At 68.6% G+C, this 22,349-nt stretch carries 17 protein-coding genes; 8 read left to right on the top strand and 9 right to left on the bottom strand.

What is annotated here, in order from left to right; all coding sequences use genetic code 11:
- Positions 1-254: 254 nt before the first annotated feature.
- The 3 genes from AC07AG_RS39770 to thyX all read right to left on the bottom strand — a co-directional run bounded on the left by AC07AG_RS39770 (position 255) and on the right by thyX (position 3,906).
- A complete protein-coding gene (locus AC07AG_RS39770; RefSeq protein WP_249587373.1) occupies positions 255-1,940 on the bottom strand; it encodes a ribonuclease J in 1,686 nt (561 codons plus the stop codon).
- A 135-nt stretch (positions 1,941-2,075) separates the two neighbouring features.
- Positions 2,076-2,975, bottom strand: a complete 900-nt coding sequence (dapA, locus tag AC07AG_RS39765) for a 4-hydroxy-tetrahydrodipicolinate synthase (protein ID WP_361056191.1) — start codon at positions 2,973-2,975, stop codon at positions 2,076-2,078.
- A gap of 190 nt (positions 2,976-3,165) precedes the next feature.
- Complete coding sequence (gene thyX / locus AC07AG_RS39760; RefSeq protein WP_190084843.1) at positions 3,166-3,906, bottom strand: FAD-dependent thymidylate synthase; 741 nt, start codon at positions 3,904-3,906, stop codon at positions 3,166-3,168.
- Between the two features lie 191 nt (positions 3,907-4,097).
- On the opposite strand from thyX, the gene AC07AG_RS39755 reads away from it, so the two are divergent.
- Together AC07AG_RS39755 and AC07AG_RS39750 are read left to right on the top strand one after the other, a co-directional pair.
- Positions 4,098-4,337, top strand: coding sequence for a hypothetical protein (locus AC07AG_RS39755; RefSeq protein ID WP_361056187.1), 240 nt, complete (start codon positions 4,098-4,100; stop codon positions 4,335-4,337).
- 132 nt (positions 4,338-4,469) lie between these two features.
- Positions 4,470-5,030: a hypothetical protein gene (locus tag AC07AG_RS39750; RefSeq protein ID WP_478761699.1), complete on the top strand. Its 561-nt coding sequence runs from the start codon at positions 4,470-4,472 to the stop codon at positions 5,028-5,030.
- 21 nt (positions 5,031-5,051) lie between these two features.
- On the opposite strand, the gene AC07AG_RS39745 is transcribed toward AC07AG_RS39750, so the two are convergent.
- The 5 genes from AC07AG_RS39745 to rpsO all read right to left on the bottom strand — a co-directional run bounded on the left by AC07AG_RS39745 (position 5,052) and on the right by rpsO (position 10,618).
- Positions 5,052-5,504 (bottom strand): tetratricopeptide repeat protein, encoded by a 453-nt coding sequence (locus tag AC07AG_RS39745; RefSeq protein WP_361056181.1) that lies wholly within the window; start codon positions 5,502-5,504, stop codon positions 5,052-5,054.
- 5 nt (positions 5,505-5,509) lie between these two features.
- A complete protein-coding gene (gene dapB, locus AC07AG_RS39740; RefSeq protein WP_468855553.1) occupies positions 5,510-6,262 on the bottom strand; it encodes a 4-hydroxy-tetrahydrodipicolinate reductase in 753 nt (250 codons plus the stop codon).
- Between the two features lie 30 nt (positions 6,263-6,292).
- Positions 6,293-7,672 (bottom strand): M16 family metallopeptidase, encoded by a 1,380-nt coding sequence (locus AC07AG_RS39735; RefSeq protein ID WP_361056176.1) that lies wholly within the window; start codon positions 7,670-7,672, stop codon positions 6,293-6,295.
- Positions 7,669-9,885 carry a polyribonucleotide nucleotidyltransferase gene (locus AC07AG_RS39730; RefSeq protein ID WP_361056173.1) on the bottom strand — a complete coding sequence of 739 codons (2,217 nt, stop codon included), beginning with the start codon at positions 9,883-9,885 and terminating at the stop codon, positions 7,669-7,671. The genes AC07AG_RS39735 and AC07AG_RS39730 overlap by 4 nt, the downstream gene beginning before the upstream one ends.
- Before the next feature lie 445 nt (positions 9,886-10,330).
- On the bottom strand, positions 10,331-10,618 hold the full coding sequence (gene rpsO / locus AC07AG_RS39725; RefSeq protein WP_160507553.1) for a 30S ribosomal protein S15: 288 nt from the start codon (positions 10,616-10,618) through the stop codon (positions 10,331-10,333).
- A 317-nt stretch (positions 10,619-10,935) separates the two neighbouring features.
- Between rpsO and AC07AG_RS39720 the strand changes: the two genes are divergently transcribed.
- On the top strand, positions 10,936-11,253 hold the full coding sequence (locus tag AC07AG_RS39720; protein WP_249587382.1) for a DUF397 domain-containing protein: 318 nt from the start codon (positions 10,936-10,938) through the stop codon (positions 11,251-11,253).
- Between the two features lie 125 nt (positions 11,254-11,378).
- On the opposite strand, the gene AC07AG_RS39715 is transcribed toward AC07AG_RS39720, so the two are convergent.
- Positions 11,379-12,770, bottom strand: coding sequence for an outer membrane protein assembly factor BamB family protein (locus AC07AG_RS39715; RefSeq protein WP_478761697.1), 1,392 nt, complete (start codon positions 12,768-12,770; stop codon positions 11,379-11,381).
- A 685-nt stretch (positions 12,771-13,455) separates the two neighbouring features.
- Between AC07AG_RS39715 and AC07AG_RS39710 the strand changes: the two genes are divergently transcribed.
- The 5 genes from AC07AG_RS39710 (at position 13,456) to AC07AG_RS39690 (ending at position 22,319) form a co-directional block, all read left to right on the top strand.
- On the top strand, positions 13,456-16,944 hold the full coding sequence (locus AC07AG_RS39710; RefSeq protein ID WP_478761695.1) for an SCO5717 family growth-regulating ATPase: 3,489 nt from the start codon (positions 13,456-13,458) through the stop codon (positions 16,942-16,944).
- Between the two features lie 397 nt (positions 16,945-17,341).
- Positions 17,342-19,243, top strand: coding sequence for an ABC transporter substrate-binding protein (locus tag AC07AG_RS39705; RefSeq protein WP_478761693.1), 1,902 nt, complete (start codon positions 17,342-17,344; stop codon positions 19,241-19,243).
- 3 nt (positions 19,244-19,246) lie between these two features.
- Positions 19,247-20,329: an ABC transporter permease gene (locus AC07AG_RS39700; protein WP_478761692.1), complete on the top strand. Its 1,083-nt coding sequence runs from the start codon at positions 19,247-19,249 to the stop codon at positions 20,327-20,329.
- Positions 20,326-21,264, top strand: a complete 939-nt coding sequence (locus tag AC07AG_RS39695; RefSeq protein ID WP_478761691.1) for an ABC transporter permease — start codon at positions 20,326-20,328, stop codon at positions 21,262-21,264. Before AC07AG_RS39700 ends, AC07AG_RS39695 begins: the two co-directional genes overlap by 4 nt.
- A complete protein-coding gene (locus tag AC07AG_RS39690; RefSeq protein WP_478761689.1) occupies positions 21,153-22,319 on the top strand; it encodes an ABC transporter ATP-binding protein in 1,167 nt (388 codons plus the stop codon). The genes AC07AG_RS39695 and AC07AG_RS39690 overlap by 112 nt, the downstream gene beginning before the upstream one ends.
- The last annotated feature ends 30 nt before the right edge of the window (positions 22,320-22,349 follow it).

Here is a 22,349-nt window from a genome sequence, read left to right as displayed (position 1 = left end):
TATCAGACTCTTTCGTGTCCGATTTTCCTCGGTGCCTTTCAGGTTTCCGCTCCTGCCTTTCGGCTTTCGCGTTTCCCTTTCCGGCGGTTCCGACTTTATCAGAGATTCTGAGTCGGAATTCCCCGCCCCGTTCGGGTCTCCCCGAGCACGTGAGTGCTGGGTGCTTCCCGTTCAGGCGGAGACGTAAACGTACTGGAGCGGGGCGCCCCGATGCAAATCGAGGCGCCCCGCTCCGGAGTTCACGCAGTGTCGGGTCAGACCTCGACGACCACGGGAAGGATCATCGGGCGCCGACGGTAGTTGTCCGAGACCCACTTGCCCAGCGTGCGGCGGATGAGTTGCTGCAGCTGGTGGGGCTCCACGACGCCGTCCTGGGCCGACTTCTCGAGGACCTCCTGGACCCTCGGCATGACGGCGGAGAAGGCCGAGTCCTCGATGCCCGAGCCGCGGGCCTGGATGTGCGGGCCCCCGGTGATCTTGCCGGTGCTGGAGTCCACCACCACGAAGACCGAGATGATGCCCTCGTCGCCGAGGATCCTGCGGTCCTTGAGAGAGGATTCCGTGACGTCGCCGACCGAGAGGCCGTCGACATAGACGTATCCCGCCTGGACCTTGCCGACGATCTTCGCCTTGCCCTCGACGAGGTCGACGACGACGCCGTCCTCGGCGATCACGATGCGATCGTGCGGGACGCCGGTGAGGGCGCCGAGCTCCGCGTTGGCGCGCAGGTGGCGCCATTCGCCGTGTACCGGCATCAGGTTCTTGGGCTTGCAGATGTTGTAGAAGTACAGGAGCTCGCCCGCCGACGCGTGGCCGGAGACGTGCACCTTCGCGTTGCCCTTGTGGACGACGTTCGCTCCCCAGCGGGTCAGGCCGTTGATCACGCGGTAGACAGCGTTCTCGTTGCCGGGGATGAGCGACGACGCCAGGATCACCGTGTCGCCCTGGACGATGCGGATCTGGTGGTCGCGGTTGGCCATCCGGGAGAGGGCGGCCATCGGTTCGCCCTGCGAGCCCGTGCAGACGAGCACTACCTGGCTGTCGGGCAGGTCGTCGAGCGTCTTGACGTCCACCACCAGGCCCGGCGGGACCTTCAGGTAGCCGAGGTCCCTCGCGATGCCCATGTTGCGGACCATCGAGCGGCCGACGAAGGCGACCCTGCGGCCGTACTCGTGGGCCGCGTCCAGGATCTGCTGGATGCGGTGGACGTGGCTGGCGAAGCTCGCGACGATGATCCGCTTCTGGGCGCCGGCGAAGACGCCCCGGATCACGTTCGAGATGTCGCGCTCCGGCGGGACGAAGCCCGGGACCTCGGCGTTCGTCGAGTCGGAGAGAAGGAGGTCGATGCCCTCCTCGCTCAGCCGCGCGAACGCGTGCAGGTCCGTGAGGCGGCCGTCCATCGGCAGCTGGTCCATCTTGAAGTCGCCCGTGGCGACGACCATGCCCGCGGGGGTGCGGACGGCGACGGCCAGGGCGTCGGGGATGGAGTGGTTGACCGCGATGAATTCGCAGTCGAACGGGCCGAGGCGCTCGCGGTCGCCCTCGACGACCTCGAGCGTGTACGGACGGATGCGGTGCTCCTGGAGCTTCGCCTCGATGAGCGCGAGGGTCAGCTTGGAGCCGATCAGCGGGATGTCCGGCTTCTCGCGCAGGAGATACGGGACACCGCCGATGTGGTCCTCGTGGCCGTGCGTGAGCACGATGCCGTCGATGTCGTCGAGGCGGTCCCTGATGGACGTGAAGTCCGGCAGGATCAGGTCGATTCCGGGCTGCTCCTCCTCGGGGAAGAGCACTCCGCAGTCGACGATCAGCAGGCGACCGTTGTACTCGAAGACGGTCATGTTGCGGCCGATCTCACCGAGGCCGCCGAGCGGGGTGACCCGCAGGCCGCCCTTCGGGAGCTTCGGCGGGGCGCCGAGTTCAGGATGCGGATGACTCAAAAGACTCTCCTCACCACACGCGCCACGTACCTCTAGGGCACGTGGCGCGCGTGACGTTCGTGCAGTAGCAGTTGTTTGGTGTGGGTGCAGGACCGTGTCCCGCGGGTCGTGCGTATTCAGTTGTGAAGTCTGTGGTCAGAGCTGTACCCCGCCGGCGGCGAGATCGATCTTGAGCTGGGCCGTCTCGTCGGGCGACAGTTCCACGAGGGGCAGCCGCAGCGGTCCCGCGGGGCGGCCCTGCAGGGTGAGCGCCGCCTTGGTGGTGATCACACCCTGCGTACGGAACATGCCGGTGAAGACCGGGAGCAGCTTCTGGTGGATCTCGGTGGCCTTGCGCACGTCACCCGTGGAGTACGCGTCGAGCATCGCGCGCAGTTCCGGGGTGACCACATGGCTCACGACCGAGACGAAGCCGCAGGCTCCGACGGAGAGCAGCGGGAGGTTCAGCATGTCGTCGCCGGAGTACCAGGCGAGGCCGGAGCGGGCGATGGCCCAGCTGGCGCGGCCGAGGTCGCCCTTGGCATCCTTGTTGGCGACGATCCGCGGGTGGTGGGCGAGGCGGACGATCGTCTCGGTGTTGATCGGTACGCCACTGCGGCCGGGGATGTCGTAGAGCATGACCGGCAGCTCGGTGCTGTCGGCGATCGCGGTGAAGTGCCGGAGCAGGCCCTCTTGCGGGGGCTTGTTGTAGTACGGCGTGACGGTCAGGAGGCCGGTGGCGCCGACGCGCTCCGCGTCGCGCGCGAGCTCGATGCTGTGACGGGTGTCGTTCGTGCCGACGCCCGCGACGACATGGGCGCGGTCTCCGACTGCCTCCACTACGGCTCGTACGAGCTCGGCTTTCTCCGCGTTGCTGGTGGTCGGGGACTCACCAGTGGTGCCGTTGATGACGAGGCCGTCATTGCCTGCGTCCACCAGATGGGCGGCGAGCCGCTGGGCGCCGTCGAGGTCGAGCGCGCCGTCCGCCGTAAAGGGCGTGACCATAGCGGTGAGGACCCTGCCGAAGGGGGTCTGCGGAGTGGAGGTCGGAGCCATGGGTAACACGCTACTCGCTGCTCAGCGCGTGGTCCCCCCTCGGGGGATGTATGCGGACCTGACAAGTGAGGAGCCCGGCACTGCCTGCTCGGGGGTTCAAGCAGTGCCGGGTCCGTTTGATCAGGCTAGATGAACTTCTCGAAATGCCGCAATACGGACACCTCACTCAGCCCACCCGTACATCAGTGCCTTACGGAGCCACACGTCCGTTGGCGTTGAACGCGGCGTGCGTGAGAGGCATGAGCTTGGCCCAGTGCTCCTCCATCTTCTCGCCGACCATCTCGATCTCCCGCTGCGGGAAGGACGGGACCTTGGCGAGCTCGTGCTGCGTACGCAGGCCGAGGAAGTGCATCAGCGAACGGGCGTTGCACGTCGCGTACATCGACGAGAAGAGGCCGACCGGCAGGACCGCGCGGGCGACTTCGCGGGCCACGCCGGCGGCGAGCATCTCCTGATACGCCTCGTACGCCTGGCGGTACGAGTCCTCCATGACGCGGCCCGTGAGCTCCTGCTGGGCCTGGGTGCCCTCCACGAAGACGTACTTCCCGGGGCGGCCCTCCTGGACCAGCTTGCGGGACTCGTCGGGGACGTAGAACGTCGGCTGGAGCTCCCTGTAGCGGCCCGACTCTTCGTTGTACGACCAGCCCACGCGGTGCCGCATGAACTCGCGGAAGACGAAGATGGGGGCGCTGATGAAGAACGTCATCGAGTTGTGTTCGAACGGGCTGCCGTGGCGGTCGCGCATCAGATAGTTGATCAGGCCCTTGGAGCGCTCCGGGTCCTTCTGGAGCTCCTCCAGGGACTGCTCCCCGGCAGTGGAGACACGGGCGGCCCACAGGACGTCGGAGTCGGTCGCGGCATGCTTCACCAACTCGACGGTGACCTCGCTGCGGAAGCTGGGCTTGAGGTCTTCGGTGGGGGTCTCGCTCACTGGCGGGGGTCCTTCCATGTGCATCACTCGGGCGGCGCCCACTCTATGGCCCGGCACTGACAATCGGCCGTTCGGTGGCTCGCCACGACATTCTTCGGCGAATTTGGCGAAACCGGGCACCATTTGGGCGTTTCGAGCGTCTGACTGGACAACAGAGTTTCGTTCGAGTCGCGTGAGGAGAAACGCACCCCATGTTCCGTCGGCGCGAGCCCGTCCCGTTCGCCTTCATCGCCGAAGCCGACAAGTTCCGCAGCAATGTCACTCCCCCACCCCGAGAGCGCCCGTCGGCCGCTCAGGTCGTGGGCCGCACCCTGGTCGGCCTGGTCGTGGTCGCCGGACTCGCAGGTTCTCTGCTGGTCGGTATGCCCGCCCTGTCGCCCGATCAGGCACCCGCACAGAATCAGCAGTCCGAGGCATCGGACGGTCGATGACGACCGTCGTGGCCCCCTGACTGGCCCTGACTCGCCCCTGACTCGTCCGGACCCCCAAGGGTGGTAGCAGGGAGCAGGGCTCGGTAGCCTCACCGGGCACAGCCCATGCGTGGATTGAGTGAGGATTCAGTCGTGCCCCTGCCCTTCCTGACGGCGGACCGCGCCTTTGACGAGGCAGCGGACGACGCCGCGCTGCCGTTCGACGACCGCGACCACTGGCGGCGGCCCTACCGGCCGGGTCCGTGGCGGGTGGGGGCGGCCGCGCTGCTTCTGCTGCTCGCCTCGTACGTCCTCGTCGCCGCCGTGATCATCGCGTTCGCGGACTCACTGGCGGGTGCCGCGATCTGCGCGGGGCTCGCGGTGGTCATCATCGTGAGCGCGCTGCGGCTGCTGCGGATGGGTACCTGGGTCAGCGCGCACGGACTGCGTCGTGTCGCCTTCCTGACGACGCAGACCGTGCCGTGGGCGCAGGTCGTGACGGTGCGTACGACGCAGCAGCCCGTGCGGTGGCTCGGTCTGCCCCGCACCGTTCAGGGGCAGGCACTGGTCCTCGTACGACGGGATGAGCAGGCCGGCGGGCAGCCGCCGTTGCTCACCGACCGCAATGCCGACTTCCTGGCGCGGTACGAGGCGTTCAACCGGGCGGCCGACTCCATCGAGGTGTGGGCGGACGAGTACCGCAGGACCGCCTGAGCCGGACGTACACCGTCGGCGCTAGACGTTCACCGGCCTGCCCGCGTGCAGCGCGATCGCGCGCTGCATCGCCTTTCGCGCGCGCGGGGTGTCCCGGGCGTCGTGATAGGCGACGGCGAGGCGGAACCAGCAGCGCCAGTCGTCCGGCGAGTCCTCGGTCTCGGCCTTGCGCCGTGCGAAGACCTCGTCGGCCGAGTCGCGGTCGATGCGACCGCCCGGCGTCCGCTTCAACTCGTCGACGGGGAGGCCGCCTTCGGCCTCCAGTTCGGCGGCGAGGCGGTTGGCGCGCTGGACGAACTGGGTGTTCTTCCAGAGGAACCAGATGCCGATGAACGGCAGGATGAGCACCGCGACACCGAAGGTGACGGTGAGCGCGGTGCCGTGCTGTATCAGGAGCACGCCGCGGCTGCCGACCAGGACGAAGTAGACGACCAGGACGGCAGCCGTGACGGCGTAAGTGATCTTTGCTCGCATGACGGTCAGTTCAGGTCCAGGAAGTGTTCCAGGCCGAACGTCAGACCCGGAGTGCTCACCACACGGCGTACGCCGAGCAGGATGCCCGGCATGAAGCTGCTGTGGTGCAGCGAGTCGTGCCGGACGGTGAGGGTCTCGCCCTCGCCGCCGAGCAGCACCTCCTGGTGGGCCAGGAGCCCGCGCAGCCGCACGGAGTGCACCGGCACGCCGTCGACGTCCGCGCCGCGGGCGCCGTCCAGTGCCGTCGACGTGGCGTCCGGCTGCGGGGCGCTGCCCGCCTCCCGACGGGCCTCGGCGATGAGCTGGGCGGTGCGCGTGGCAGTGCCGCTGGGCGCGTCGGCCTTGTTCGGGTGGTGCAGCTCGACGACCTCGACGGACTCGAAGTACGGCGCCGCGATCTGCGCGAACTTCATGGTGAGGACCGCGCCGATGGAGAAGTTCGGGGCGATCAGGACGCCCGTCTTCGGCGATGCGGCCAGCGAGGCCTCCAGCTGCGCGACGCGCTCGTCGGTCCAGCCCGTCGTACCGACCACGGCATGGATGCCGTGCCGGACGCAGAAGTCCAGATTGCCCATCACCGCGTCGGGGTTGGTCAGTTCGACCACGACCTGGGCGCCGGTCTCCACCAGCGTGTCCAGCGAGTCGCCCCGGCCCAGTGCGGCGACCAGTTCCAGGTCGTCGGCGGCTTCGACGGCTCGGACGGCTTCGGAGCCGATCCGGCCCTTGGCTCCGACGACCGCCACGCGCAGCTTGCTCATGTGCCTGATTCCTTAAGGGGTTTAAGGGGTTTAGGAGACCGCTTCGTGCAGGCGGGCGGCCTGCTTGTCCTTGAGCGGACCGATGGCCGACAGCGAAGGACGGTGACCGAGGACCTCGCGGGCGACCTCACGGACGTCGTCCGGGGTGACCGCCGCGATCTTGGCCAGCATGTCGTCGACCGACATCTGCTCGCCCCAGCACAGCTCGCTCTTGCCGATACGGTTCATCAGGGCGCCGGTGTCCTCGAGACCGAGGACGGTGGAGCCCGCGAGCTGGCCGATCGCGCGGCCGATCTCGTCGTCGCTCAGTCCGTTCTGCGCGACGTCGTCGAGTTCGTCGCGGCAGATCTTCAGCACGTCGTGCACCTGGCTCGGGCGGCAGCCCGCGTACACGCCGAAGAGGCCGGTGTCGGCGAAGCCCGACGTGTACGAGTACACGCTGTAGGCCAGGCCGCGCTTCTCGCGGACCTCCTGGAAGAGCCGGGACGACATGCCGCCGCCCAGGGCGGTGTTCAGGACGCCCATGGCCCAGCGGCGGTCGTCCGTGCGGGCCAGGCCCGGCATGCCGAGGATGACGTGGGCCTGCTCGGTCTTGCGGTTGACGACCTCGACCCGGCCCGCCGTGCGCAGGGCACGGGAGCCCTGGCGCGGGATCATCGGGGTCGCGTCGGTGCGGTGGAGCGCGCCGGCCTTCTCGAAGGCGGCACGGACCTGGCGTACGACCTTGTTGTGGTCGACGTTGCCCGCGGCCGCGACCACCAGGTGCGTCGGGTCGTAGTGCTTCTTGTAGAAGCGGCGGATGCGGTCCGCGGTGAGGGCGTTGACCGTCTCCTCGGTGCCCAGGACGGGGCGGCCGAGCGGGGTGTCGCCGAGCATCGTGTGCGCGAACAGGTCGTGCACGCAGTCGCCCGGGTCGTCCTCGGTCATCGCGATCTCTTCGAGGATGACGCCGCGCTCGGCGTCGACGTCCTCCTGGAGGATCAGGGAGCCCGTCAGCATGTCGCAGACGACGTCGATGGCGAGCGGCAGGTCGGTGTCGAGCACGCGTGCGTAATAGCACGTGTACTCCTTCGCCGTGAAGGCGTTCATCTCGCCGCCGACCGCGTCGAGCGCGGAGGAGATGTCGAGGGCGCTGCGCTTCTTGGTGCCCTTGAAGAGCAGGTGCTCCAAGTAGTGCGTGGCGCCGTTCAGGGACGGGGTCTCGTCGCGGGAGCCGACGTTCGCCCAGATCCCGAAGGTCGCCGAGCGTACGGAGGGAAGGGTCTCGGTGACGACGCGGAGGCCGCCCGGCAGCGTCGTACGGCGGACCGTGCCGATGCCGTCCTTGCCCTTGAGGAGGGTTTGGGTACGGGCGACGGCCCGCCCCTCCGAAGAGGGGCGGGCCGTCGTCGTGGTGCTACGCGACGTCACTTGTCGGTGTCGTCCTTCGTGTCGTCGCCCTCTTCGCCCTCGATGACGGGGATGAGGGAGAGCTTGCCGCGGGAGTCGATCTCGGCGATCTCGACCTGGACCTTCTGGCCCACGCCGACGACGTCCTCGACGTTCTCCACGCGCTTGCCGCCGGCGAGCTTGCGGATCTGCGAGATGTGCAGCAGACCGTCCTTGCCCGGCATGAGGGACACGAACGCGCCGAAGGTGGTGGTCTTGACGACCGTACCCAGGTAGCGCTCGCCGACCTCCGGCATGGTCGGGTTGGCGATGCCGTTGATCGTGGCGCGGGCGGCCTCGGCCTGCGAGCCCTGCTGGGCACCGATGTAGATGGTGCCGTCGTCCTCGATCGTGATGTCGGCGCCGGTGTCCTCCTGGATCTGGTTGATCATCTTGCCCTTCGGGCCGATGACCTCACCGATCTTGTCCACCGGGATCTTGACCGTGATGATGCGCGGCGCGTTCGGGGACATCTCGTCCGGAACGTCGATCGCCTCGTTCATGACGTCCAGGATGTGCAGACGCGCGTCACGGGCCTGCTTCAGCGCGGCGGCCAGGACCGAGGCGGGGATGCCGTCGAGCTTGGTGTCGAGCTGGAGCGCGGTCACGAACTGCTTCGTACCGGCGACCTTGAAGTCCATGTCACCGAACGCGTCCTCCGCACCGAGGATGTCGGTGAGGGCGACGTAGTGCGTCTGGCCGTCGATCTCCTGGGAGATCAGACCCATGGCGATACCGGCGACGGCGGCCTTCAGCGGCACACCGGCGTTCAGCAGCGACATCGTCGAGGCGCAGACCGAGCCCATGGACGTCGAGCCGTTCGAACCGAGGGCCTCGGAGACCTGACGGATCGCGTACGGGAAGTCCTCGCGCGAGGGGAGCACCGGCACGATCGCGCGCTCGGCGAGCGCGCCGTGGCCGATCTCGCGGCGCTTGGGCGAACCGACGCGGCCGGTCTCGCCGACCGAGTACGGCGGGAAGTTGTAGTTGTGCATGTAGCGCTTGCGCGTCACCGGCGAAAGGGTGTCGAGCTGCTGCTCCATGCGGAGCATGTTCAGGGTGGTGACGCCCAGGATCTGGGTCTCGCCACGCTCGAACAGCGCCGAGCCGTGCACGCGCGGGATGGCCTCGACCTCGGCGGCGAGCGTACGGATGTCCGTGACGCCGCGGCCGTCGATGCGGACCTTGTCCTTGATGACGCGCTCGCGGACCAGCTTCTTGGTCAGCGCGCGGTACGCACCGGAGATCTCCTTCTCGCGGCCCTCGAACTGCGGGAGCAGCTTCTCGGAGGCGATCTCCTTGACGCGGTCGAGCTCGGCCTCGCGCTCCTGCTTGCCGGCGATGGTCAGGGCCTGGGAGAGCTCCGACTTCACGGCGGCGGTCAGGGCCTCCAGGACGTCGTCCTGGTAGTCCAGGAAGACCGGGAACTCGCCGGTGGGCTTGGCGGCCTTGGCGGCGAGGTCGGACTGGGCCTTGCAGAGCGCCTTGATGAAGGGCTTCGCGGCTTCCAGACCGGCGGCGACGATCTCCTCGGTCGGCGCCTCGGCGCCGTCCGCGACGAGCTGGATGGTCTTCTCGGTGGCCTCGGCCTCGACCATCATGATCGCGACGTCGCCGTCCTCGAGGACGCGACCGGCGACGACCATGTCGAAGACGGCGTCCTCGAGCTCGGTGTGCGTCGGGAAGGCGACCCACTGGCCCTTGATCAGCGCGACACGGGTGCCGCCGATCGGGCCGGAGAAGGGCAGGCCTGCCAGCTGCGTGGAGCAGGAGGCGGCGTTGATCGCGACCACGTCGTACAGGTGGTCGGGGTTGAGCGCCATGACCGTCTCGACGATCTGGATCTCGTTGCGCAGGCCCTTCTTGAACGAAGGACGCAGCGGGCGGTCGATCAGGCGGCAGGTCAGGATCGCGTCCTCGGAGGGGCGACCCTCACGGCGGAAGAACGAACCGGGGATCTTGCCCGCGGCGTACTGCCGCTCCTCGACGTCCACCGTGAGGGGGAAGAAGTCGAGCTGGTCCTTGGGCCGCTTGGAAGCGGTGGTGGCCGACAGCACCATGGTGTCGTCGTCCAGGTACGCGACGGCGGAGCCTGCGGCCTGCTTGGCCAGGCGGCCCGTCTCGAAGCGGATGGTGCGGGTGCCGAAAGTGCCGTTGTCGATAACAGCCTCGGCGTAGTGGGTCTCGTTCTCCACTAGCGTTTTCTCCTCGTCTTCGTCCCCTGGCCCGTGTGGCACGGGGACGGTGGCGGAGAAGCGCTCCTGCTGGTGCGGGCCGGTCTTCGATCGAAGCACCCGGGCGGTACGCGATGGCTCGATGTCCGAGTTCTCCTCGATGCTCGAGCTCTCGCTGTACCCCGGGCGCCACTACCGAGGACCGGCGGCGGCATTCCTTGAGGTGCGCTTCTCCTCGTTCGGTTGACGTCGTCCCGTCGCCATGTGCGACGCCGTTACGTCTCCGAACCGTGCAGTCCGATTCTGCCCGGTCCGGTATGGGGTGTGCGTATGACGTTGTGCGACCAGACTACAAAGCGCCGGTGACACTTCGCACGTAGAGCATGCGTACATCACGTACGGCACGCTTGCATACAGCAAAGGGAGCGGCCCCCTCTTGCGTGGGAACCGCCCCCTTCACGATGTCTTACTTGGCGCCCGCCGCACCGCGACGGATGCCCAGACGGTCCACCAGCGCACGGAAGCGCTTGATGTCCTTCTTGGCCAGGTACTGCAGCAGACGGCGGCGCTGACCGACCAGGATCAGCAGACCACGACGGGAGTGGTGGTCGTGCTTGTGGGTCTTGAGGTGCTCGGTCAGGTCCGAGATCCGGCGGGAGAGCATGGCGACCTGGACCTCGGGGGAGCCGGTGTCGCCCTCCTTCTGGCCGAACTCGGTCATGATCTGCTTCTTCGTAGCGGCGTCGAGCGACACGCTTACTCCTCGTAGTCTTTTCGTGGCCACCGAGTGCCCCTGGTCTAAATCGCAGGGGAGCTTCCATAACTCGGGAGGCGAGGTCCGCTGGGCGCTGCCTCCAGGTCCTCGCTTGAGGGGGTCCGGGGGCGCGTACACATACGGCCGTTACACAGGGTACCAGGGCGGCCAGGACCGCCCGCCCTGTGGTGCCCTTTACCTCATCCACCCCCACAAGTGTGCACGTGATCCGATACCCGGTCCCCCGTCGCGGCCCGCCAGTAGTCTGAGCCGACAGTTCGTTCGCACGGGATTCGCACGGGAGGGGTCCGCGCACCATGGCCGAGACAGAGGGCAAGAGCGCCCAGGCTCAGGACGAGGACGTCGCAGCACGCAAGGAGCGGGAGAAGAACGAGCTCTACGCTCTCGACATCTCCGGCGTGGAGTGGCACAGCGCGCCGGGCACCGAGGCGCACGAGGAGCGGGTCGAGATCGCGTACCTGCCGGACGGGGCCGTGGCCATGCGGTCGTCGATCGAGCCCGAGACGGTGCTGCGGTACACCGAGGCGGAGTGGCGGGCCTTTGTGCTCGGGGCTCGGGACGGGGAATTCGATCTGGAGTCGGCGCCGCGCGACGACAGCCGGGCCACGGGCTGACCGAGACCCCCTGGGGCGAGGGCCGCGCTCACAGCTCACGGCTCACAGCTCACGGCTCACGGCTCACGCCGGGGTTCGCGTGGCGCCCCCGAGCCCGGGTGGATGTGCGAGCCCTGGGCGGGGATCTACCGCTTGGCGCCCTCGATGCCGATGACCAGCCACGTCCATTCCTTCTTCTTCTCGCCACTGGGCCCTGTCGCCCGCCTGCTGCCGAAGAAGATCCGCCCGTCCTGGACCACGACGTCACTCAGTTCGAGGTCGGAGAGTGTCCATCCTTCAAGGGGCAGGCCGAAGAAGAAGTACGGGGTCTCCTTGCCGGTCCGTGGATTCAGGCTCACCACTCCCATGGGCGTGATGCGGTCGCTGCTCTCCCGGTACGCAAGGAGCTGGTCCCCGCTCATCCGCAGGGGATAGAGCAGCTGGTCGTTCCCCGACTCGAACTTCTTGACCGTCTTGCCTGTCTCGAGGTCGAACGACACGATGCGATTCGCGTTGTTGACCATGTCGCCGTGCGGGTCCTCGCGGCTCATGACGAAGACCTGGTCGCCACTGACCACCGTCGAGGGGCAGCTGTCGACCGCGTCGAAGCCCGTCGCGGTGTCGCAGTTGACGACGTAATGACCACCTTCGAGCCCGATGGTCGCGCGTCGCTTTCCGCGGTCGTCGAGCGAGATCAGATGCGTCACCTGGACGTCACCCGCGGCGGGGGCGATGACCGCCGGCTCGGCGGACAGCAGATTGACACCCTTGACCCCGTCGGCGACCAGGTACGTCCACTTCGCGTCGCCGGTCCTGGGATCCAGCTTCTGCACCTGATACGTCGTGTCCTTGGTGTGGACGCAGGCCAGCAGCATGAGCAGGCCGCGTCCACCCGCCAGACCGGCGTGCTCGCAGCCGGAGACGCGGGCCTTCTTCCACCGCCGGTCCCCCGTGTCCATGTCGTACGCCGCCGAGCCGTTGCCCCACGTCACGGCGACGGTGCCACGCGTCATCGACACACTCGTCGGGTCCTGCCCGAAGACGGTCCCGGACGTCGGGAACTCCTTCTCCCAGACCTTTTCGCCCGTGTCGATGTCGACGAAGGCCACGCGATCGCAGGGTGCTTCGGAATCGTTCTTGGACCTGTGGAGCACCGCCGTGCGGCCTTCCACGGTCACATGCCGCGTGAGCCCGCAGATGGGGCCGGCGAGCGGCGTACGCCAGGTCTCGTCACCCGTGGACGCGTCCTTGCCGATCTTGAAGCCCACGAGCGTTCGGTTGATGCCCTTGGCGAGGATCTTGTCCGTCGCCCAGGTGCCCGGCGTCTCGTACTCCTCACCGGGGCTCATGTCGTCGACCGAGAACCGGAAGGCCATCTGGCCCCTCGTGGTCGCGGGCCGCTCCTCGACCGTCTCCCTGACGTCGAGGCGGCCCTGAGGTGCGGCGTCCGCCTTGCCGTCGTCGGGTGTCGAGCCGCCGGTCCCGAACCAGAGGAACCCGCCACCGGCACACAGCACCACGATGAGGACTGCGGCCACGACGCCGATCAGCCGTCTCCGACGAATCCTGCGGGCTCCGTCCGCCGCAAGCGCGGACTGGGTGAAGGAAGAAGGAGGCGGGCCGAAGCTCACGTCGTGAGGTCCTTGTCTACGTCTGTGGGGGGGGCAAGGCATGGGGCATTAGGCACGGGCATTAGGCATGGGGCATCTGCCTGGGCACGGGGGGCGAAGCGAATGATCGTACGCGGACGCGCAGGCCGTTGATCCACTGCGAGGGTGCAAACACGGCCAACGCCATGCCGCGGAGCGGGAGTTCCCTCGCGCTCCGCCCCTGAGGGCATGCGCGGCCCGGGCACGGTAGGCGCAGGTCGCGGACGCCGAGACCGGATCGTTGAGTACGGCGCGGAGGTCCCGCTCAGCGACGGGGAGACGTCGGCAGACTCATGAATTGGCGGCCTCTTGTCGCTTGTTGGGGGATTTGTCCGTCACGGTTTCGGATACGGGGATCGCTCCTGTGGGGAGCGTGACGCAAAGGACAGCATTCGTGGGGTGGGCTGCCCTGCCGTGCTGGTGCTTTTGGTGATTAGGCTGGGACAGGGCGCGACGCCAGAACCCGCGAGTGGGTGGTTCGCGTCCCCAACGGGGAGAGCCAAGGCGGATCGGACGACAGGAACGGTCGCCCCCCACCACGGCACGAGGGTGCTCGACCACACCAGGAGGCATTGTGAACAGCGATCGGGACGAGATCCGCGGGGGCTGGGACACACCCGTCGATGATCAGTCCGACGCGGAGTCCGCTGCCGAGACGACGGGCGAGTTCACCATCGACTACGCCCCGCCTGCCTGGTACACGCAGAACGCGTCCGGCAGTGCGGGGGAGACTCCTTCGGCTTCGCCTGCGTCGCCGCCGGCTTCCTCGCCAACCTCTCCGCCTGTCTCTTCGCCTGCCTCTTCGCCTGCGGCTTCCGCTGAGCCTGCTGCCCCTCCCGTCACTCCTGAGCCTCCGGCTCCGCCGGTCGGGCGGCCCACTGCTGTGCCGAAGCTGCCTGTGGGGAGCGGGTTCCAGCCGCAGACGGATTGGGCTGCGCCGACTGCTCCTGCTCCGTTTGCTCCTACTCCGGTTGCTCCTACTCCGGTTGCTCCTACTCCGGTTGCTCCTACTCCGGTTGCCCCAACTCCTGCTGTTCCTGCTCCGGACTTCTCTCCGGAGCCTGCTTCTCCTCCGGCTGCATCGGAGGGTGGGTCGCCTTCGGGGGGTGCTGCTGACTGGAGTGGTGCCGTTGCTGGTGACGCCTCCTCGGTGCATGTGACTGGTGTTGTTCCCAAGCCTGAGGTTCCGGCGGAGCCTGAGCCGGAACGGGAACCTGAGCCTGAGCCTGAGCCGGAACACGAGGCCGAGGCCGAGCCTGCTTCCGTGTCTCCTGTTTCCGTGTCTCCTGTTTCCGTGTCTCCTGCTGTGGTCGAGCCCGTCGCCGAGCCTGCCGCCGAGGGCAATGGCGATCTTGAGAGTGGCGCCACCATGCGCTTCTCCTCTGCCGCCCTGAAGCGGGAGATCGAGGAGCGGGCCGCCGCTGAGGCTCCGCGGGACGATGCGGAATCCGATGCGGATGCAGATGTAGATGCGGATTCGGATGCCGACGAGGTTGTCTCTGCTTCCTCCGAGCCCTCTTTGTCGTCTGGCACGGATGAGTTGGGCGAGGGTGGCCCTGGTCTTGCCCCTGTCGATGACAGCCACGTAGACGATGCGCCGCCTTCTGGTGAGGCTGAGCCTGTCGGAGAGGCCGACTCGGACGAGGGCGATTCCGCATCGGATGATCGCGTCGAGGACTCCGTCGATTCCGGCGATGTTGACGGTGCCGATGTCGCCGATGTCGCCGATGAGGTCCATGACGCCGTTCCGCAGGATGCCGCTCCTCAGGACGCCGTGCCTTCCGCGCCCGTCGACGAAGTGCAGGACTCCGTGCCGCCGTCCTGGACTCCGCCGCCCGCGCCCCACGGCGGGCTTCCGCCGCTGCCGCCCGCCTTCCAGCCCGCCGCGCCTACGTCGGCGCCGCAGTGGCCCGTGCCCGTCCAGGCCTCGACGCCGCCGCCTGCGGAGCCGACGCCGGTTGCCGAGCCCGTGCAGCCGCCGGTGCCGCAGGCACCCCAGGTGCCCCAGGTGCCCCAGCCTGCTGAGCCCGCGCCTGCACCTGCGCCTGCGCCCGCGCCTGTTCAGGCTCAGGCCGCGCCTCCCGCTTGGCCTTCGCCCACCGGGCCTGTGGCTCCCTCGCCGGTCGCGCCCGCCACGCCGCCGGTCGCCGATGCTCCGGCGCCTCCGACTGGGTACGGGTTCCCGCAGGCCGGTCCGCCTGCTCCGGTACCTACTCCGGCACCGGCCCCCGTGGCGCCTGCTCCGGCACCGGCTCCGGCTCCGGCTCCGGCTCCGGCACCCGAAGCGCCCGTTCCGCCCGCCGGTTACGGATTCCCGCAGCAAGGCAGCGCGCCCGTCCCGCCGAGTGGTTATGGGTTCCCGCAGCAGGGGGCTCCCGCCCCGTACAACCCCAACTCCCCCGCCCCACAGGGCAGTTACGGGTTCCCTCAGCCGCCCGCACCTCAGGCCCAGCAGCCGCTTCCGCCCGCCGTTGCGCAGCCGCAGCCTCAGCAGCAGCCGCAGCAACAACAGCAGCCCCCGCAGCCGCTCCCGGCCCAGCAGCAGCCTCAGCCGCAGGCGCAGCCGCAGGCGCAGCCGCACGCGCAGCCCCCGGCCCAGCCGCAGCCTCAGCCCCCCGTCGACCCCCGCACCGGCGCCGCCTGGCCGCAGGCCGTGCAGCACGATCAGCGGGAGCGGACCAACCCCGGGGCCCCGCTCGGTTACACCGCCGCCGTCGAGCTGTCCTCCGACCGGCTGCTTCGCAACACCAAGCCGAAGGCCAAGAGCAGCAGGCCTGCCGCCGGCGGGTCGCGGTTCAAGCTCGGCGGCAAGAAGGAAGAGGCCGAGCGGCAGCGGAAGTTGGAGCTGATCCGGACTCCCGTCCTGTCCTGCTACCGGATCGCCGTCATCAGCCTCAAGGGAGGCGTGGGCAAGACCACGACCACCACCGCGCTCGGGTCCACGCTCGCCACCGAGCGACAGGACAAGATCCTCGCGATCGACGCCAACCCCGACGCGGGCACGCTCGGGCGACGGGTGCGGCGCGAGACCGGGGCCACCATCCGTGACCTCGTCCAGGCGATCCCGTACCTCAACTCGTACATGGACATCCGGCGCTTCACCTCGCAGGCCGCGTCCGGGCTCGAGATCATCGCCAATGACGTCGACCCGGCGGTGTCCACCACCTTCAACGACGAGGACTACCGGCGCGCGATCGACGTACTGGGGAAGCAGTACCCGATCATCCTGACCGACTCCGGTACGGGTCTGCTCTACAGCGCCATGCGCGGTGTTCTGGACCTCGCCGATCAGCTGATCATCATCTCCACGCCGTCCGTGGACGGCGCGAGCAGTGCGTCGACGACCTTGGACTGGCTGTCCGCGCATGGGTACGCCGACCTTGTGTCGCGTTCCATCACCGTCATCTCGGGAGTGCGCGAGACCGGGAAGATGATCAAGGTCGACGACATCGTGTCGCACTTCGAGACGCGGTGCCGGGGCGTTGTCGTCATCCCCTTCGACGAGCACCTGGCCGCCGGCGCCGAGGTCGATCTCGACATGATGCGGCCGAAGGTGCGCGAGGCGTACTTCAACCTTTCGGCGATGGTCGCCGAGGACTTCGTGCGGGCTCAGCAGCAGCAGGGGCTCTGGACCTCCGACGGCAACCCGCCTCCGGTCGTGGCTCCGCCGCTGCCCGGCCAGGGGGCCTATCCCGGCCAGCAGGCGCCCGCGCCTGGACAGCAGCCTTACCCCGGGCAGCAGCCTTACCCCGGGCAGGCACCGCAGCAGCCGTACGCTCCCCAACAGCCGCAGCAGCCTCAGCAGCAACAACCTCCGCAGCAGCAGCCTCAGCCCGGCGGGCAGCCCTATCCCCAGCAGCCGGGGGCTCCGCAGGGTTGGCAGAACTCGGCTCCTCCGCAGGGGCCCGCCGCCCCCGCGCCGGGGCAGCCCTTCCAGGCTCCTCAGGGGCAGCCTCAGGGTGGGCAGGCGCCGCCGCCCGTTCAGCCCGGGCAGCCGTTCCAGCCCGGGGCGCCGTATCAGCCGCAGCCGCAACCTCCGGCGCCGGAAGCGCCGCAGCAGTAGCCTCCGCCTGTCTCAACTGGGCCCGCACCGACTCCTGGTGCGGGCCCAGTCCCGTTCCCCGGCGCCCCGCAGCCTCCGCCGGCGAACAGACTTTCCCGTCCACCCACCCGTTTGCCCCGCAGCGTTGGCCAAGCAACGCAAGAGCACTGGGACAGCCCCCGCCCAGAACTCCCCCACCTGCCCCTCCCTCCACCATCACCCCCCGACCAGCCACGCTTCACAGGTCTTGACCAATGCGGATGAAATCCGGGTCAACTCGTTATTTCCGCAGGCCACATGGGGTTCACCTGCCGTTGACTGACGCAGACTGGCGCTGGTAGACACACACATCAACCAGCTGGCGTTCCTTGATCAACTAGCCATCTCTGCGCGAGCGATGACGCGAGGTCACCGACCCATGGATACACAAGATCAGCACGGCAGAACACGGTCTCACCCCACCACGAAGGCACCGCCACGGCCCCGCAGCCGCAGCCGCGCCCGCCTCCCGCTCCTCCTGGCGGCCGGAGCCGGCGCCCTCACCCTCACCGCGGGCCTTGCCACTCCCCTCAACCCGGCCCCGGACCAGGCCGAGGCCAAGGCGGACGGCAAGAAGACCCTCACCGTCGCGGTGGCCCAGAGCGTCGACTCGCTCAGTCCCTTCCTCGCCCAGCGGCTGCTCAGCACCAGCATCCACCGCCTGACGTACGAGTACCTGACGAACTACGACGCCAAGGACAACCACGCCATCGATGGCTTCGCCACCGACTGGAAGCCGTCCGCCGACAAGCTGACCTGGACGTACACCATCCGGGACAACTCCAAGTGGTCCGACGGCAAGCCGGCGACGGCCGAGGACGCCGCCTGGACGTTCAACAAGCTGATGTCCAAGGAAGGCACCGCCACCTCCAACTCCGGCTTCGTCGCCAACTTCAAGAAGGTGACCGCGCCGAGTCCCACCCAGCTCGTCATCGAGCTGAAGAAGCCGCAGGCCACCATGGCCGCGCTCGACGTGCCGATCGTCCCCAAGCACGTGTGGGAGAAGGTCGGTGACATCAGCAAGTTCAACAACGACAAGTCCTTCCCCATCGTCGGCAACGGCCCCTTCGTCCTGGAGGACTACAAGACCGACCAGTACGTGAAGCTGAAGGCCAACAAGAACTTCTGGCGCGGCGCGCCCAAGTTCGACGAGCTGGTCTTCAAGACGTACAAGGACCAGGACGCGGCCGTCGCGGCGCTCAAGAAGGGCGAGGTCTCCTTCGTGGCCGGCCAGCCCGCCCTCACCCCGGCCCAGGCCGCCGAGCTCAAGGGCACGGAGAACGTGAAGGTGAACGAAGGGCCCGGCCGGCGCTTCTTCGCCCTCGCCACCAACCCCGGTGCCCAGACCCGCGACCGCAAGAAGTTCGGTGACGGCAACAAGGCCCTCCTGGACAAGAAGGTCCGCCAGGCGCTCTTCCTCTCCGTGGACCGTGAGGCGCTGGTCGACAAGGTCTTCCAGGGCCAGGCCGTCGAGGGCGAGGGGTACATCCCGCCTCGCTTCTCCGAGTACGCCTGGAAGCCCTCCGCCGACCAGAAGCTGTCGTACGACCCCAAGAAGGCGGCCCAACTCCTCGACGAGGCGGGCTACAAGAAGAACGGCGACGGCAAGCGCGTCGGCAAGGACGGCAAGCCGCTCGACTTCCGCATCCTGTGTCACGCCACCGACCCGAACGACAAGGCCGTCGGCAAGTATCTGAAGGAGTGGTGGGGCGATCTCGGCATCGGGCTCAAGGTCAACTGCCTCGACGACGTGTCCGTGCCCTGGTACGCGGGTGAGTACGACCTCGCGTTCGACGGCTGGTCGGTCAACCCCGACCCGGACTTCGTCCTCGGCATCCACTCCTGCGCCGCGCTCCCGGTGAAGGCCAAGGAGAGCGCCGCGACCGACAACTTCATCTGCGACAAGAAGTACGACGAGCTCTACAACAAGCAGCTGGCGGAGTACGACCCGGCCAAGCGCGCGGAGACTGTCAAGGAGATGCAGTCCTGGCTCTACGACTCCGGGTACATGAACATCCTGGCGTACCCGAACGCCGTCGAGGCCTACCGCACCGACCAGATCAAGTCCATCACCACCATGCCGACGGCCGCGGGCAACATCTACGGCCAGGACGGCTACTGGTCCTGGTGGTCGGCGGTGCCCGCGGATGGGAAGAGTTCCTCCAAGGATGGAAGCTCGACCGGTGTCATCATCGGTATCGCCGCCGCCGCGGTGGTGCTCGTCGGCGGTGGAGTCCTGTTCGCCCTGCGCCGCCGTTCGACCGCAGAGGACCGCGAGTAACGCATGACCGCTGACAGCAATCCCGCACTGCTCGACACCGAGGGCGCCGCGGCGACCGACGATCCGGTATTCGCCGGGCCGTCGGCCCGCGGCCCCCGGGCCCGCAACACCCGCGCCTATCTCCAGTACGTGGCGGGCAAGCTGGGCGGCGCCGCCGTCTCGCTGTTCGCCGTCCTTGTCACCAGCTTCTTCCTGTTCCGCCTCATCCCCGGTGACCCGGTGAAGCAGATGACGGGCGGAAAGCGCGTGTCGGCCGAACAGCTGGACGCCATGCGCAAGGAGTTCGGCCTCGACCAGCCGGTCATGACGCAGTTCTTCGACTACTGCGGCAACGCGCTGACCGGCGACTTCGGCACGTCGTACCAGTTCCACACCCCGGTGATGGAGAAGATCACCGACGCGCTGCCCGCCACGCTCCTGCTCACCGGCACCGCGTTCGTGCTCTACACCCTCATCGGCATCTGGCTCGGCACCCGCACGGCCTGGCGCAACGGCGGGCTCGGGGACCGCGTCCACACGGGCCTGGCGCTCACCCTCTACTCCGTGCCGTCCTTCTGGCTCGGGCTGCTGCTCATCATCACCTTCTCGGTGGGGGTCGGCCCGATTCCCGGGCTCTTCCCGACCGGCGGGCTCGAATCCGGCGGCGAGACCGGCATCGCGTACGTCCTCGACGTCGCGCACCACATGGTGCTCCCCGTCGTCACCCTGGTGGCGGTGGGATACGCGCAGACGCTCCTGGTGATGCGGTCGTCCCTGCTCGACGAGATGGGGAGCGACTATCTGACCACCGCGCGCGCCAAGGGGCTGCGGGACGATCTCGTACGGCGTCGGCATGCCGTCCCGAACGCGATGCTGCCCACCGTCACGCTGATGTTCGTGAACCTCGGCACGGTGGTGGCGGGCGCGATCCTCGTCGAGACCGTCTTCTCCTGGCCTGGGCTCGGCGGGCTCTTCTACGCCGCGCTCAGCGTGCCCGACCTGCCCCTCGTGCAGGGCCTGTTCTTCGTGTTCGCCGCCGCGGTGATCCTGATGAACACCCTGGCCGACGTGATCTATCCGCTGCTCGACCCGAGGGTGGGCCGATGACGACCGAAACAACAGAGGCCGAGAAGACCGAGGTCCCGGTCGCGAAGAGCCCCCGGGCGCTCGCCTGGACCCGCAGACGCCACTCCGTGGCCCGCTTCTGGCGCGAGTACCGCACCCACCGGGCCGGTCTCTTCGGCCTGGCCGCGCTCGTCGTCATCGCGCTCGTCGCCGTCTTCGCGCCGCTCCTTGTCGGCTCGGACGCGCAGAGCGTGACCGACGCGCCGGGCAAGCCGATGGAGTCGCCGAGCGGTGAATTCCCGCTGGGCACCGACCAGTTCGGGCGTGATCTGCTGGGCCTGCTCGTGTGGGGCGCGCGGATCTCGCTCACCGTCGGGCTGCTCGCCGCGGTGCTCTCGGTGGCCATCGGCACGATCGTGGGGATCACCGCGGGGCACTTCAAGGGCTGGTACTCCACCGTCATCATGCGCGTCACCGACTGGTTCCTGGTGATGCCGACGCTGGTGCTCGCCATCGCGCTCGCCTCGGTGATGTCCAAGTCCATCTGGACGATCATCCTGGCGATCGGCGTGACGACATGGCCGACGACCGCGCGGCTCGTCCGCGCCCAGACCCTGGCCGTGGAGTCGCGCCCGTACATCGAACGCGCGCAGGCGCTCGGCGGCGGCCACGGCCATGTCATGGGCCGGCACGTCCTGCCCAACGTCATGCCGCTGGTGCTCGCGCAGACCACGCTCGTGATCTCGAACGCCATCCTCACCGAGGCCACGCTCGCCTTCCTGGGCCTCGGCGACCCGACCGTCGTCTCCTGGGGCGGGCTGCTCCAGGACGCGCGCGAGGCGGGCGCGGTCAGCGCGGGCAACTGGTGGTATCTCGCTCCGCCCGGACTCGCCATCGCCGTGGTGGCCCTCGCGTTCACGCTGTGCGGACGCGCCGTGGAGTCGGTGCTCAACCCCAGGCTGGGGGTCTCCCGTTGAGTGGTTCGGACAAGGTGACGGAGACCAAGGTGGCAGAGGCAACAGTGGCGGAACAGCGCCTCCTCGACGTGCGCAACCTCGAAGTGACGTACGCGTCCGGGGCGGCCGCCGTGCGCGGCGTGAACCTCTCGGTCGACGCGGGCCAGAAGCTCGGCGTCGCGGGCGAGTCCGGGTGCGGCAAGTCGACGCTGGCGCTCGCGCTGCTGCGGCTGCTGCCCGCCGGGACGAAGGTGACCGGTGAGGTCCTGCTCGACGGCGAGGACGTCCTCACCATGAAGTGGGGGCAGGTCCGCGCGGTGCGCTGGGCGGGCGCGTCGATCGTCTTCCAGGGCGCGATGCACTCGCTCAACGCCGTGCACCGCATCGGCGACCAGATCGCCGAGCCGATCCTGCTGCACAAGAAGGCGACCCAGGCCGGAGCGAAGAAGAAGGCCGGGGAGCTGCTCGAACAGGTGGGGCTTCCGGCCGCCCGCGCCGAGGCCTATCCGCACGAGCTGTCGGGCGGGCAGCGGCAGCGCGTGATGATCGCGATGGCGCTGGCGTGCGATCCGCGCCTGATCATCGCCGACGAGCCGACGACGGCCCTCGACGTGATGATCCAGGCTCAGATCCTGCGCCTGATCGAGCAGTTGGTGGCCGAGCAGGACCTGGGCCTGATCATGATCAGCCATGACCTCGCGGTGCTCTCCGACACCTGCGACCGGCTCGCGGTGATGTACGCGGGCCGCGTCGTCGAGGAGGGTCCGGCGTCCGAGGTCTACGAGAACGCCCGGCACCCGTACGGAAAGGCCCTCTCGGCGGCCTTCCCGCGCATCGGCGACGCGACGTCCCGCTTCGCGCCGCGCGGCCTGCCCGGCGACCCGCCGGACCCGTCCCTGCTCCCCACGGGCTGTACGTTCCACCCGCGCTGCACGGTCGCCCTCGACTCCTGCACCACGGAGGACCAGGCGCTGCGGGACGCGGGCCCCCGGCACCGCGCTGCGTGCGTGCACGCGGGCGCGCAGCTTCCGGCGCAGCCGACTTCGGCACCGGCGACGGCGGAGCGGGCGCCGTGAGCCCCGCGAGCCCCGACAGATCACGCACCG

The sequence above is a fragment of the Streptomyces sp. NPDC044044 genome (genome assembly GCF_056434405.1).
Note: the sequence above shows the minus strand (reverse complement) of the source record. Positions and strands in the feature narration are given on the sequence as shown.

Bases quoted from the DNA above. Each gene is read 5' to 3' on its own strand.
- dapA (WP_361056191.1), bottom strand. From the start codon at position 2,975: ATGGCTCCGACCTCCACTCCGCAGACCCCCTTCGGCAGGGTCCTCACC.
- AC07AG_RS39755 (WP_361056187.1), top strand. From the start codon at position 4,098: ATGTTCCGTCGGCGCGAGCCCGTCCCGTTCGCCTTCATCGCCGAAGCC.
- AC07AG_RS39745 (WP_361056181.1), bottom strand. From the start codon at position 5,504: ATGCGAGCAAAGATCACTTACGCCGTCACGGCTGCCGTCCTGGTCGTC.
- dapB (WP_468855553.1), bottom strand. From the start codon at position 6,262: ATGAGCAAGCTGCGCGTGGCGGTCGTCGGAGCCAAGGGCCGGATCGGC.
- AC07AG_RS39720 (WP_249587382.1), top strand. From the start codon at position 10,936: ATGGCCGAGACAGAGGGCAAGAGCGCCCAGGCTCAGGACGAGGACGTC.
- AC07AG_RS39705 (WP_478761693.1), top strand. From the start codon at position 17,342: ATGGATACACAAGATCAGCACGGCAGAACACGGTCTCACCCCACCACG.
- AC07AG_RS39700 (WP_478761692.1), top strand. From the start codon at position 19,247: ATGACCGCTGACAGCAATCCCGCACTGCTCGACACCGAGGGCGCCGCG.
- AC07AG_RS39695 (WP_478761691.1), top strand. From the start codon at position 20,326: ATGACGACCGAAACAACAGAGGCCGAGAAGACCGAGGTCCCGGTCGCG.